General features: G+C 68.0%; 13 protein-coding genes. 5 read left to right on the forward strand and 8 right to left on the reverse strand.

From position 1 onward, the window contains the following. Positions 1 to 59 precede the first annotated feature (59 nt). Complete coding sequence (locus tag U9977_RS19920) at positions 60 to 395, forward strand: RNA polymerase-binding protein RbpA (protein WP_322750802.1); 336 nt, start codon at positions 60 to 62, stop codon at positions 393 to 395. Positions 396 to 511: 116 nt separating this feature from the next. On the opposite strand, the gene pgl is transcribed toward U9977_RS19920, so the two are convergent. From pgl to tal, 4 genes are all read right to left on the reverse strand, one after another. Continuing rightward, a complete protein-coding gene (gene pgl / locus U9977_RS19925) occupies positions 512 to 1318 on the reverse strand; it encodes a 6-phosphogluconolactonase (protein ID WP_322750803.1) in 807 nt (268 codons plus the stop codon). Beyond that, on the reverse strand, positions 1318 to 2328 hold the full coding sequence (locus U9977_RS19930; protein WP_322750804.1) for a glucose-6-phosphate dehydrogenase assembly protein OpcA: 1011 nt from the start codon (positions 2326 to 2328) through the stop codon (positions 1318 to 1320). Before U9977_RS19930 ends, pgl begins: the two co-directional genes overlap by 1 nt. 88 nt (positions 2329 to 2416) lie before the next feature. After that, positions 2417 to 3937: a glucose-6-phosphate dehydrogenase gene (gene zwf / locus U9977_RS19935; protein ID WP_416210706.1), complete on the reverse strand. Its 1521-nt coding sequence runs from the start codon at positions 3935 to 3937 to the stop codon at positions 2417 to 2419. 93 nt (positions 3938 to 4030) lie between these two features. Then, complete coding sequence (gene tal, locus U9977_RS19940) at positions 4031 to 5137, reverse strand: transaldolase (protein WP_322750806.1); 1107 nt, start codon at positions 5135 to 5137, stop codon at positions 4031 to 4033. Between the two features lie 6 nt (positions 5138 to 5143). On the opposite strand from tal, the gene U9977_RS19945 reads away from it, so the two are divergent. Next, positions 5144 to 5356 (forward strand): hypothetical protein, encoded by a 213-nt coding sequence (locus tag U9977_RS19945; protein WP_322750807.1) that lies wholly within the window; start codon positions 5144 to 5146, stop codon positions 5354 to 5356. Positions 5357 to 5756: 400 nt separating this feature from the next. Beyond that, positions 5757 to 6686: a heme o synthase gene (locus tag U9977_RS19950; RefSeq protein ID WP_322750808.1), complete on the forward strand. Its 930-nt coding sequence runs from the start codon at positions 5757 to 5759 to the stop codon at positions 6684 to 6686. Positions 6687 to 6733: 47 nt separating this feature from the next. On the opposite strand, the gene U9977_RS19955 is transcribed toward U9977_RS19950, so the two are convergent. From U9977_RS19955 to U9977_RS19970, 4 genes are read right to left on the reverse strand one after another with little or no spacing between them, the layout of a single operon-like run. After that, positions 6734 to 7696, reverse strand: a complete 963-nt coding sequence (locus tag U9977_RS19955; RefSeq protein WP_322750809.1) for a COX15/CtaA family protein — start codon at positions 7694 to 7696, stop codon at positions 6734 to 6736. A gap of 28 nt (positions 7697 to 7724) precedes the next feature. Continuing rightward, the gene (locus U9977_RS19960) at positions 7725 to 8591 is read right to left on the reverse strand and encodes an ABC transporter permease (RefSeq protein WP_416210707.1); all 867 of its coding nucleotides are present in this window, start codon (positions 8589 to 8591) and stop codon (positions 7725 to 7727) included. After that, complete coding sequence (locus U9977_RS19965; RefSeq protein WP_322750810.1) at positions 8588 to 9529, reverse strand: ABC transporter ATP-binding protein; 942 nt, start codon at positions 9527 to 9529, stop codon at positions 8588 to 8590. The genes U9977_RS19960 and U9977_RS19965 overlap by 4 nt, the downstream gene beginning before the upstream one ends. Positions 9530 to 9539: 10 nt before the next feature. Continuing rightward, positions 9540 to 10145: a helix-turn-helix domain-containing protein gene (locus tag U9977_RS19970; RefSeq protein ID WP_322750811.1), complete on the reverse strand. Its 606-nt coding sequence runs from the start codon at positions 10143 to 10145 to the stop codon at positions 9540 to 9542. 339 nt (positions 10146 to 10484) lie between these two features. Here U9977_RS19970 and U9977_RS19975 point away from each other — a divergent pair, with 339 nt between their 5' ends. Together U9977_RS19975 and sufB are read left to right on the forward strand one after the other, a co-directional pair. Further along, on the forward strand, positions 10485 to 11246 hold the full coding sequence (locus tag U9977_RS19975) for a transcriptional regulator (RefSeq protein ID WP_322750812.1): 762 nt from the start codon (positions 10485 to 10487) through the stop codon (positions 11244 to 11246). Beyond that, on the forward strand, positions 11243 to 12666 hold a 1424-nt coding region (gene sufB, locus U9977_RS19980), incomplete at its 3' end, for a Fe-S cluster assembly protein SufB (protein ID WP_322750813.1). The genes U9977_RS19975 and sufB, both read left to right, overlap by 4 nt.

Below are 12666 nucleotides of genomic sequence, written 5' to 3' on the forward strand. Positions count from 1 at the left end.
AGACGCTGGGGGCCGGGTCCGGAGTCAACAGAGGGACGAGACAAAGGAGTAGACGGACCGTGGCAGGTGGTAACGCCATCCGAGGAAGTCGGGTAGGAGCGGGACCGATGGGGGAGGCTGAACGGGGCGAGACCGCCCCGCGGCAGCGGATTTCCTTCTGGTGCGCCAATGATCACGAAACCAAGCCGTCGTTTGCCGCCGAGGCTGCGATTCCGGAGACCTGGGACTGCCCCAGCTGCGGGTTCCCGGCGGGCCGCGACCGCGACAACGCGCCCGCGCCGCCGAAGACCGAACCGTACAAGACCCATCTCGCCTATGTCCGGGAACGGCGTAACGAAAAGGACGGTGAGGCGATTCTGGCCGAGGCCCTCGCCAAGCTGCGGGGCACCGCCTGACCGTGAAGATCGGCTCGACCGTGAGCCTCGGCGTGGTACCGGTCGCAACGTCTACCGGTCGGTACCACGCCGACCCGGCGGTCCCGACCTGGCCTGCCTACCGGCCCGGAGCCGGCCTACCGGCCCGGAGTCGGCATGGCCAGCGCGGGAACTCCGGCCGCCGCGGCACGGTCCAGCAGCCACAGGGTCCGTTCTCGACCCTGGGCACCCACCGCCGGGATCTCCATGGGGCATGCGCCCGCGAGTGCCCGGGTCACCGCGTCGGCCTTTGTTTCGCCGGCGGCGAGGACCCAGACCTCACGGGCCGCCTGGATGGCGGGGAACGTGAGGGTGATCCGGACCGGTGGTGGTTTAGGGGAGTCACGGACCGCGGCAGTCGTTGCCCGGGCGTCCACGACCGGGGAGCCCGGGAAGATCGACGCCACGTGGCCGTCCGGTCCGATGCCGAGCAGCAGCACGTCAAAGGCCGGGGCCGCCGCCGTGGTGTCGGCCGTGCTCCTGGCGGGCGCAGGGGAGCCGGCGGTCGCGCGTCCGGCGAGGAGCCGCGCATAGGTGGTCGCGGCCGCGTCAGCGTCGGCTGTGCTGTCCGGGTCGCCCATCGTGAAGATCCGGGCCGGGTCAAGGGGCAGCGCGTTGAGCATGGCCGCTCGGGCCTGGCCGTCGTTGCGGTCGGTCGAGTCGAGGGGAACGAACCGCTCGTCGCCCCACCACACGTCGACCCGTGCCCAGTCGACCGCTGCGACGATCGGGCTGTCGCGGACTGCCCGAAGCGTCGCCGTGCCGATACCGCCACCGGTGAGTACCACCGACGCGGTGCCGCGGGCAGCCTGTGCCTCCTGGAGGTTGATGATCAGCCGGGCCGCGGTCGCGGCGGCGAGCAGGTCCGCGTCAGGATGGATGATCACTTGCGGTGGCGCGCCCATCAGCCAGCCGTCCCCGCGATCGTGCCCGCTGTTGCCGGACTGGCCGCGGTGCCCGTCATCGGGTCGCGCCAGATGTGTTCGCGGACCGGGGAACGGGACGCGAGACCTCCGATTCCACTCCAGGCCGCCAGAGCGTCGGCGTAGGGCCCGTCATGGTCAAGCCGGCGTAGCTCCTCGGCCAGGAGATCACCGAGGCCGCGTTCGGTCAGCGGCACGGCTCGGTCGGGCTGGCCGGGCCGCTTCAGTACCGCGGTGCGGGAGTCCTGTCGGGCGACTGTCAGCTCGCCGTCATCAAGATCAAATCGTACCTCGGCGAGCCCACGGTGTGCCTTCGTCTCCAGGTTGACCGCCAGGTTCAGGCGGTCGGAGAACCAACCGGACAGCAGACGGACACTGGGGTCGACGTCCCCTCCGACAATGGTGACCGCCCGCGGCTTCTCGATGAGCGAGTCGAACGCGGCGGCTATCAAGGTCCGCCAGGCGGTCAGCCGCGTCCACGCAAGGTCGGTGTCGCCGGGCGCGAAGTCCGCCGCCCGCTGGCGCAGTGCGGCGATCGGGTCCTCCGCCACGGACGCGTCGGTGACCCGCCGGTCGGCGAAGACCCCGAGCGGATCGTAGGCGATGCGGTCCGGGGGAACATCGTGCCACCAGGTCACCACGGGCGCGTCCGGTGCCAACAGTGGCAGGACCACCGACTCCGCGTGCAGGCTGAGGCGTCCGAACATCCGCATGACCACGGCCTCACCCGGCCCGAGCCGGCCACCGATGGAGACCTCGGCGTCCAGTCGCGAGTTGGAGGCGTCGATCTGGCGCCGGACGACGATGAGCAGGCGGCACGGATGGGCCGCCGCCGCCGTGGTCGCGGCGCTCTCGGCCACGCTGACGTGCTTCTCGTCCACCACGACCACAAGGGTCAGCGCCAGACCGAAGGCGAGCGCCCCGGCTGAGCGTCGTTCGGCCGCCAACGCCTTGACGACATCGGTGCCGGTCGTGTCCCACAGAGTTGTCATGGCCGCCTCCGTGCTATCCGTGCTATCCGTGCCGTCCGGGTCGGCGGCCCTTCGGCCGTCGACGGGGCAGTGATCGTGGTCGCCGGCCTCATGGCCGCCTCCAGCGGCGCCCGTCGCGGGCGAGCATCTCGTCGGCGGCTGCTGGTCCCCAGGTGCCCGACCGGTAGCGGAACGGGACGGTCCCGGCCCAGAAGTCCTCCATCGGGTCGATCACCCGCCACGACTCGATCACCTCGGCGTTGTTCGGGAACAGCGTCGCATCCCCGAGAAGCACGTCGAGGATGAGCCTTTCGTAGGCTTCGGGTAGTGACTCGGTGAACGCCTCGCCGAACAGGAAGTCCATGGCGACATCGCGGACCTCCATGGCGGAGCCCGGCACCTTGGACCCGAATTTCAACGTCACGCCTTCGTCCGGCTGGACCCGGATCACCAGCTGGTTGTGGCCGAGCTCGGTGGTATCGGTGGCGTCGAACGGCAGGTGCGGCGCCGGTTTGAACAACACCGCGATCTCGGTTACCCGGCGCGGCAGCCGTTTGCCGGTGCGCAGGTAGAACGGAACACCGGCCCACCGGCGGGTTTCGATTCCGATCCGGACAGCGGCGTAGGTCTCCGTCCGCGAATCTGCGGGGACGCCGTCTTCCTCGAGGTAGCCCGTCACTCGCCGGCCGGCGAGCCAGCCCTGTTCGTACTGGCCACGGACAGCGTAGGCGGCGAGGTCGGTCGGCAGCGAGATCGCCCGCAGGACCTTGAGTTTCTCGTACCGGATGGCATCGGCGTTGAAGCTCACCGGCTCCTCCATCGCGGTGAGCGCCAGCAGCTGCAGGATGTGATTCTGCAGAACGTCGCGGGCCGCGCCGGTCTCGTCGTAGAACCCGGCGCGCGAGCCGATACCGACGTCCTCGGCCATTGTGATCTGAACGGAGTCCACGAAGTGGGAGTTCCAGATCGGTTCGAACAGGGTATTGGCAAACCGCATTGCCAGCAGGTTCTGGACGGTCTCCTTGCCCAGGTAGTGGTCGATCCGGAACACGTCTTCGGGGGTGAAGACGTCGTCGACGAGTTCGTTGAGCGCGCGGGCCGACTCCTGGTCGTGCCCGAAGGGCTTTTCGACCACGATCCGCCGCCAGCCGCCGGACGCCTCGTTGTTCGCCATACCGGTGCGCTGCATCTGCTTGAGGACGACCGGGAATGCCGACGGCGGAATGGACAGGTAGAAAGCCGCATTTCCCGGAACCCCGTGGGTTTCCTCGAGGTCGAGCAGGGTCTGGGCGAGGATGTCGAACGCGGCGTCGTCGTTGAACGATCCGGGGACGAACTTCATCGAGGGTGCGAGGCGTTCCCACACCTCCTCGCGGAACGGCGTCCGAGCGCCCTTCTCCGCGGCTTCCCGGATGATGTCCGCGAAATTACCGTCGCTCCAGTCGCGCCGGGCAAACCCGAGCAGTACGAAACCCGGTGGCAGCAGACCCCGGTTTGCCAGGTCGTAAATGGCTGGGATCAGCTTCTTGCGGGCCAGGTCACCGGTAACTCCGAAGACCACGAGCGCACACGGATCAGGCAGCCGTGGCAGGCGGCGGTCGCGCGGGTCCCGCAGTGGGTTGGTGCTCACCGCTGGTGTCACCCGAACCCCCTCTGTCTGTCCAGAATTATCGTGCTGTCCGGAATTGTCGTGGGCAGGTCCAGAATCATCGCCGCGCGGCAGTCAGCGCTGCGCGTCCAACTTCTCGTGCACGGCTGTGAGCAGCTGGTTCCAGGAGTCCTCGAACTTCTCCACACCCTCGCGCTCAAGTACCTCGACCACGTCGGGCAGCGAGATACCGAGCTCGGTCATGCGGGCCGTCACGGCACGGGCATCGTCGTAGTGCGGCCTGATCGTGTCACCCGTGACCACCCCATGGTCGGCGAACGCGTGCAGCGTTGCCTCGGGCATCGTGTTGACCGTGCCCGGGGCGACCAGCTCGGCGACGTAGATCGTGTCCGGCATCGCCGGGTCCTTCGTGGATGTCGACGCCCACAGCGGTCGCTGCGCCCTGGCACCGGCCTTGGCAAGGGCCGACCAGCGCGAGGTCGCGAAGGCCTTTTCGTAACGCTCGTAGGCCAACCGTGCGTTGGCGACCGCGGCCTTGCCTCGCAGTGCCTTGGCCTCGTCGGTGCCGATCTTCTCCAACCGGCGGTCCACTTCGGTGTCAACCCGGCTGACGAAGAACGACGCGACCGACGCAAGGTTGGACAGGTCATGGCCGGCCTGCCCGGCCTGTTCGATGCCGGTCATGTACGCATCCATGACGGCGTCGTAACGGTCCAGTCCGAAGATCAGTGTGACGTTGACGCTGATGCCCTGGGCGAGCGTCGCGGTGATCGCCGATAGGCCGGCCAGGGTAGCCGGGATCTTGATGAACAGGTTCGGTCGGTCGACCAACCACCACAACGCCCGGGCTTCGGCCACGCTGCGTTCGCTGTCATGGGCCAGCCGGGGGTCCACTTCGATCGACACCCGGCCGTCTACGCCGCCGCTGGCTTCATATGCGGGACGCAGCACGTCACAGGCGGCGCGGACGTCGGCCGTCGTGATCGCTCGGACAGCCTCACCGACGTCCACCCCGCGGACGGCGAGATCGCGGATCTGCTCGTCATACGCGGAGCCACTGCTGATCGCCTTCTGGAAAATTGTCGGGTTGCTGGTGACGCCGACGACGGCGCGGGTGCGCATCAGTTCGGCGAGGTTGCCGGTACGCAGGCGATCGCGGCTGATGTCATCGAGCCAGACCGCCACTCCGGCGGTGGAAAGCTGAGCCAAGGGGTCGGTCATCGCGCTGTGACGTCCTCTCCACGGGCGTTGGTACATGGTCTGGCACTGTCGGGCACTGCGCCGTACCGGGAACGGCTGTGGCACCGGGAACGGCTGTGGCACCGGGAACGGCTGTGGCACCGGGAACGGCTGTGGCGACCACCGCGGCAGCACCTGCAGACAGGCCACGGCCTGTTGACCGGGCACCGCCGCACAAGCCCCGGCGCCGTGCCGCCATGATGCCCCTACCCTCTCGCGGTCGCCTCATCCCAGTGTCCGGATCCTCGTGGCGGCGCGGGAAAGTTAGCGAGAACACTATCCTTCCGTTACTTCTACTTGACGATTTCTTCATCTAATGTGCCGCAACGCAAGCCTTGAGTGATTGAAGATCGTGTGATTCCGCTAGCCGACTACGCCATGTGTTGTGATCGTTACTTGAGAGAAAAATCTTGTCTGTCCGTGGGTAGGGCGCCCGGCGCAACACCCGACGGCTAGACTCCGACACGTCGTAGAACCACGTTGTGAGCCCCGGTCGCGGGGCCCGAGCCTGTGCGGGTGCCCTCCGTCTCCCGCCGATCGCGAGGTCGTCCTGTCCGCCTTGGCCGCGTCTACGTCGGTTTCCAGTCTGCCGGAGCGGAACATGTCCGCGCAGCCGGAGCCCGGTGGGCCTGCAGGTCCAGCGAAGTCCCGGCGCCCGGTCGGGGCGCTGGCCCGCTCCTACCTCGGCCTGACCAAGCCCCGGATCATCGAGCAGCTGCTGATCACAACCGTACCGGTGATGCTGCTGGCCGAGCACGGCCTGCCGTCCCTGTGGTTGGTGCTCGCGACGCTGGTCGGCGGGACCTTCGCGGCGGGCAGCGCAAACACGTTCAACTGCTATATAGACCGCGACATCGACCAGATGATGGCGCGGACACGTCGGCGGCCACTCGTACAGGCGAGCGTCACCCCTGCTGAGGCACTGCGGTTCGGGATTGTGCTCGGTGTGGCAGCCACAGCCCTGTTCGGCTTCGCCGTCAACTGGGTTTCGGCGCTGCTCGCTGACGGGGCGATCGTGTTCTACGTCTTCGTCTACACCCTGGGACTCAAGCGGCGTACCCCGTCCAACATCGTCATCGGCGGCGCGGCCGGCTGCTTCCCGGTTCTCATCGGCTGGTCAGCGGTGACCGGAACGGTCGGTTGGCCCGCCGTTCTGCTGTTTGCTGTGATCTTCTTCTGGACCCCGCCGCACTTCTGGGCGCTTGCGATCAAATACCGGGACGACTACGCCGCCGCAGGTATCCCGATGCTGCCGGTCGTCGCGTCCCCCGCGGTGGTCACCAGACGGATGCTCGGCTACTCCTACGCCATGGTGGCTGTTTCCCTGCTACTCGTCCCCGTCGCCCATACGGGATGGCCGTATCTGGTCGTGGCTGCGGTGCTCGGCGGGTGGTTTCTGGCCGAGGCCCACCGGCTGGTCTGGCAGGTTCGCCGCGGGGGGGAGATCCAGCCGATGCGGCTGTTTCACATCTCGATCACCTATCTGACGCTCCTGTTCGTCGCGGTCGCGGTCGCGGCGCTCACCGGCTGATCTGGGTAGGGGATTTTCGTCGTGATGGTGACCTTTTCTACCTACCGTCATCGGGCGACGGTTGACCTGGGTAGGCGATTTTCGTCGTGATGGTGACCTTTTTTACCTACCGCTGAGGCTGATTCCTTCATCGCGAGCCAGACCCGCAGGGTGAGGATCCACAGCACGGTGGCCCCGGCGATATGCAGTTCCACCAGGCCGACGGGCACACCGGTGAAGTACTGCGTGAACCCGACTCCGGCCTGGGCGATGACAACGGCGGCGAGCGCGCTGCTCGCACGCACGGCCTCGGCCGGCGCGCCACCGGGACGGACGGCGAGCACGGTGGCGATCACGAGTCCCACCAGCACCATCGCAGCGTCGGCATGCAACTGCGCGACAGTGGTGATGTCGAACCCGAATCGCCTGGCCTTGGACGAGTCCCCGCTGTGCGGACCGGTGCCGGTGGCCACCGTGCCGAGGATCAGCACCGCGCCCGCGACCAGGGTGAGCACCCGGGCGAGCCAGAGCAGCTCGGGCCGGGCCACCGGGAGGACCGGGCCAGCGCCCTGACGGGCCCGGCGGTCGAGCACGACGATGTCCACCAACAGCAGCATCGACAGCAGGAAATGCCCGGCCACCAGCGCGGGGTGCAGCTTGAACAGGACGGTCAACCCACCGAGCACCACTTGGCCGAGGAAGCCGAGCCAGAGGCCGAACGAGAGCGCGACGAGGTCGCGGCGGCGCTCGGCCAGCCGCAGCGATACCAGCGGCAGCAGCAGCATCACCAGCCCCACGGCGACGACCACCACACGATTGCCGAATTCGATCCAGCCGTGCGCGGAATACTCCGGCCGGGTGACGAACGAGTTGTCACCGCAGGTGGGCCAGGTGGGGCAGCCAAGCCCGGACCCGGTCAGCCGCACCGCGCCGCCGGTGACGACAATCAGCGCGAGCAGGGCGACGGAAATCCGGGTGAGCAGGCTGAAGACAGTGGGGCTCACCGTCGGTACTTTCTTCCATCCGCTCATCGCAGGTCATACTACCGTTCGTAGAAGATTATTCCCATTTGAACGTCCGCGCCGCGAGGGCCAGTGAACCGACCGCCCAGGCGAGCAGAATGGCGAGGTCCGCGACGGGCAGACCGGCGGAGTCCCGCAGAATCGCGCGCAGTCCGTCCGATGTCGCGGCCGTGGGCAGCAGCTCGCCAACGTCGGCCAGCCAACCAGGCAACCGGGAGAGCGGGAAGACGATCCCGCCCACGAGCAACAGCAGCAGGTAGACGCCGTTGGCCGCGGCCAGGGTCGCCTCCGCCCGCAACGTGCCCGCCATCAGAAGGCCGAGGCCCGAGAAGGCAACCGTCGCCACCAGCAGGAGCAACCCCACCGCCAACGGCGAACCGTGCGGGTGCCAGCCGACGCCGAATCCCACGGCGATCACCAGCAGGACCTGAATGATCTCCACGCCGACAACGGCCAGCGTCTTGCCAGCGAGCAGGATCGACCGGGGCAGGGGGCTCGCGCCGAGCCGTTTGAGCACACCGTAGGATCGCTCGAATCCGGTTGCGATCGCCTGTCCGGTGAACGCCGTCGACATGACCGCGAGAGCCAGGATGCCGGGGACAAGAAAATCCACCGGAGCACCGGCATCGGTGGGCAGCACGTTTACGGTTGTGAAGAACAGCAGCAGGCCAACTGGGATGATCACAGTGAGCAGTACCGATTCCCCGCGGCGCAGCGTCAGTTTCACCTCGAGCATCGTCTGGGCCCGGAGCATGGTTGACCAGCGCGCGGCGCCAGGTGCCGGGCGAAGGTCGAGTGGACGCTGGGCGGCCGGTACCTGTCCGGGTGTCGGTGTCGGTGTCGGTGTCGGTGTCGTCTCCGTCGCCGGTGCCGTCGCCTCGGACGGGGTGCCGGTGCCGGTCATGGCCGCAACCCCGAACCGGTGAGTTTCACGAACACGTCCTCCAGACTGCGCTGTTCGACTCTGAGATCCTCGGCCAGCACACCGTTGCTCGCGCACCATGCGGTCACCGCTGCCAACAGGTGTGGGTCGATCCGGCCCTGCACCACGTAGCGGCCGGCAGGTTCCTCCGTCGCGACCGTGCCGTCCGGGAGGGCCAGGACGAGGCGGTCGATGTCGAGACCCACCGGCGCCCGGAACCGCAGCTGTCCCTCAGCGCCGCCCCGGGTCAACTCGGCCGGGGAACCCGCCGCGAGCATCCCGCCGTGATCAATGATCACAACGTGGTCCGCGAGGTGCTCCGCCTCGTCCATGGCGTGGGTGGTGAGCACCACCGTCACCCCGCTGCCGCGCAGCTCGGTCACCAGGTCCCAGGTGGCCCGGCGGGCCTGCACGTCCAGACCCGCGGTGGGCTCGTCCAGGAACACGAGTTCGGGTCGCCCCACCAGCGCCATCGCCAGGGACAGCCGTTGGCGCTGCCCGCCGGACAGGCGCCGGTAGGGCGTGTGGGCCGAGCCGGACATGCCGACCCGCTCGAGCAGGACCTTGACGTCCAGCGGGTTGCGGTGATGCGCGGCGAGCAGGCTGAGCATCTCCTGCGCACGGGCGCCCGGGTAGACCCCGCCAGCCTGGAGCATGACTCCCACCCGGGGGTGCAGGGCGGCCGCGTCGCGTCGGGGATCGAGGCCGAGCACCCGCACGTGGCCCGAGTCCGGGTGGCGGAAACCCTCGCAGATCTCGATCGTGGTGGTCTTACCGGCACCGTTCGGGCCGAGCAGCGCCGTCACTGAACCGGTAGTTACGTTCAGTGATAGTTGGTTGACTGCATGGATGGGTTGGCCGGACCGTGGCCGGTAGGTCTTGACCAGGTCGACAACCTCGACTGCCAGGTCCTCCGCCACATCGGCGATCCTACGGACCACCGCGTGCACGGTGTGCGGCACGCGTCGCGCGTGGGGTTTGGCCGCGGGGCGACGGGGGACGTTGTGGCGACGGGGGACGTTGGGTGGTGTCCGGGTCGGCGAGCGCCCCCCAGGCACCGAAGCGTTCATGCAGGAGCAGCGGGGTCGTGCTGTACAGCCGGGCCAGCGCGGGCAGGTCCGTTCGCCGCAGGCGCAGCACGTCCCGGGAGCTGTCGGCACGCAGGACCTGGACGATTGCGATCCAGCGCCGTAGCGGCCCGGTGCGGGTCGGTGGCAGCTTGCGCAGCCGGTGCAGGTCGATGGCGAGCGGCGGCAGTCCTACCAGGTCGGAGCGGGCCGACGGTGGCGGCGGCACAAGCATGATCGCGGCCATGTCGTACAGGTCGGCCAGTTCCACCAGGCGGTGCACCCGCAGCGCGCGGCTGCCACGTTCGTAGGCGCCGAGGGTGCCTGCCGTCCAGCGTCCGTTCGTCCGCGTCTGGACATCAAGGAGGGACATGCCGCGGCGGTGACGGGCCGCCCGCAGCCGGCGTCCCAACTCCGCGGCGTAGTCCCTGCCAGCGCCAGCGCCAGCGCCTGCGTCGGCCTCGGTCACGCTCTCCGTCCAGGTCACGTCGAACGAACCGGAGACGCTGTTCGCCTCCCGTCGCAGCGTGTCAGGAGTTGGCCGGTGCGACGACCTCTCACTCGTGGTGATGCGCTGATGAGCGTGGTCTGCCAGTGGTAGCGGATGCCGACGGGGTTTGCGTGGCCCGGGGCCGTGGATCGGGGCTTGGATCGGGGATGTGGCGCATCAGACGCTCGGCTCGACCGTGCGGTCCGTGCCCAGGTCAGATGCCACGATGGTCAGGTATTGCGACGGATCGCGTCGGCCCGGCGCGCCGACCCGTTCGACCTCTGACGGGAAATAAGGCACACTGGTGTTGTGAAAAGCATGCCCGACACTTCCAGCGGTGCGGTGGCCGACGGCCGAACCCGTGACCGTGTCGCGCGCCTGCTCCTGGAACTCGGCCCCTCGACCGCGGTCACGCTCGCGGCTCATCTCAGCCTGTCGCCGGCGGCGATCCGTCGGCATCTCGACGCGATGCTCGTCGAAGACACGATCACGACCCGTTCGGCGCGCACCGCGGCCCCCCGTGGCCGCGGGCGTCCGGCCCGGCTGTTCCAGCTCACCGCCGCCGGGCACGCGGCGGGCCCGAACGCATACGAGGATCTCGCAGCCAGCGCGCTGAGCTTCCTCGCAGACGTCGCGGGTCACCAAGGTGTCACGGAGTTCGCCGAGGCACGCGCCGCCGACCTGGAACGCCGGGTCAAGCCGGCGGTGGCCGAGGCTGACCCGGCGGACCGACCGGCGGCGCTGGCGGCGGCCATGTCCGCCGCCGGCTACACGGCAAGTGCCTCACCACTGCCGACCGGCGTCCAGATCTGCCAGCACCACTGTCCGGTGCAGCACGTTGCGGAGCGCTTTCCCGAACTCTGCGGCGCTGAGACCGCCGCATTGGCGAGGTTGCTCGACTCCCACGTCCAGCGGCTCGCAACAATCGCGCATGGTGATGGAGTGTGCACGACGCATGTTCCCCTGGACCCCGCTCCCGTCTCCACTGCCAGTACGTCCACTGCCAGTACGTCCACTGCCAGTACGTCCACCGCAATGAACCCCATCACTCCCACCTCCTCGGAGGGGCCTGCCATATGACCACAATTCCCGAGACCGAGATCGACAGTCGGCTCGAGGGCCAAAGGGCGCGCGACGATCATCAGATCGCGCGCCCGGAGGCCACAGTCCCCGAAGCACTGGAGGGTCTGGGTTCCTACAAGTTCGGCTGGTCCGACACGGACGCGTATGCGGCTACCGCCCAGCGCGGCCTGTCAGAGGCGGTCGTCCTCGGAATCTCGGCCAAGAAGAGCGAACCGGAGTGGATGACGCAGCTCCGACTCAAGGGCCTGAAGCTCTTCGGTCGTAAGCCCATGCCGACCTGGGGCGCGGATCTTTCCGGCATCGACTTCGACAACATCAAGTATTTTGTCCGGTCGACCGAGAAGCAGGCGGCAACCTGGGACGACCTGCCGGCGGACATTCGTAACACCTATGACAGACTGGGCATCCCCGAAGCGGAGAAGCAGCGTCTGGTCTCCGGTGTGGCGGCCCAGTACGAAAGTGAAGTCGTCTACCACAAGATCCGGGAAGATCTTGAGGAGCAGGGCGTCATCTTCCTCGACACCGACAGCGGTCTGCGGGAACACCCGGAGGTGTTCAAGGAGTACTTCGGGTCGGTTATCCCGGTCGGCGACAACAAGTTCGCTGCGCTCAACACCGCGGTGTGGTCCGGCGGGTCCTTCATCTACGTACCGCCGGGCGTGCACGTCGAGATTCCACTCCAGGCCTATTTCCGGATCAACACCGAGAACATGGGCCAGTTCGAGCGGACGCTCATCATCGTCGACGAGGGTGCCTACGTGCACTATGTCGAGGGCTGCACGGCGCCGATCTACTCCTCTGACTCGTTGCACTCGGCGGTCGTGGAGATCGTGGTGAAGAAGAACGCCCGCTGTCGGTACACGACCATCCAGAACTGGTCGAACAACGTGTACAACCTGGTGACCAAGCGGGCGGCGTGTCAGGCCGGCGGCACCATGGAGTGGATCGACGGCAACATCGGTTCCAAGGTGACGATGAAGTACCCGGCGGTGTGGCTGCTCGGCGAGCACGCCAAGGGCGAGGTGCTCTCGATCGCGTTCGCCGGTTCCGGCCAGCATCAGGACGCCGGCGCGAAGATGGTGCACGCCGCACCGCGGACGTCGTCCACCATCGTGTCCAAGTCGGTGGCCCGTGGCGGTGGCCGGACCTCCTACCGGGGTCTGGTCCAGATCCAGGAGGGCGCGCACAACTCACGGGCGACGGTGAAGTGTGACGCCCTGCTGGTCGACACGATCAGCCGCTCCGACACCTATCCCTATGTGGACGTCCGGGAGGACGACGCCTCAATCGGGCATGAGGCCACCGTGTCCAAGGTCGGGGAGGACCAGCTCTTCTACCTGATGAGCCGCGGGCTTTCCGAGGACGAGGCCATGGCCATGGTTGTGCGCGGATTCGTGGAACCGATCGCCCGGGAACT

It is taken from the genome of Protofrankia sp. Cas8, from assembly GCF_963555845.1.
Taxonomy (GTDB): Bacteria; Actinomycetota; Actinomycetes; order Frankiales; family Frankiaceae; genus Protofrankia.

Coding starts and splice junctions, on each gene's coding strand:
- U9977_RS19960 (WP_416210707.1), bottom strand. CDS start 8,591: ATGACCGGCACCGGCACCCCGTCCGAGGCGACGGCACCGGCGACGGAG.
- U9977_RS19950 (WP_322750808.1), top strand. CDS start 5,757: ATGTCCGCGCAGCCGGAGCCCGGTGGGCCTGCAGGTCCAGCGAAGTCC.
- U9977_RS19975 (WP_322750812.1), top strand. CDS start 10,485: ATGCCCGACACTTCCAGCGGTGCGGTGGCCGACGGCCGAACCCGTGAC.
- U9977_RS19955 (WP_322750809.1), bottom strand. CDS start 7,696: ATGAGCGGATGGAAGAAAGTACCGACGGTGAGCCCCACTGTCTTCAGC.
- pgl (WP_322750803.1), bottom strand. CDS start 1,318: ATGGGCGCGCCACCGCAAGTGATCATCCATCCTGACGCGGACCTGCTC.
- U9977_RS19930 (WP_322750804.1), bottom strand. CDS start 2,328: ATGACAACTCTGTGGGACACGACCGGCACCGATGTCGTCAAGGCGTTG.
- tal (WP_322750806.1), bottom strand. CDS start 5,137: ATGACCGACCCCTTGGCTCAGCTTTCCACCGCCGGAGTGGCGGTCTGG.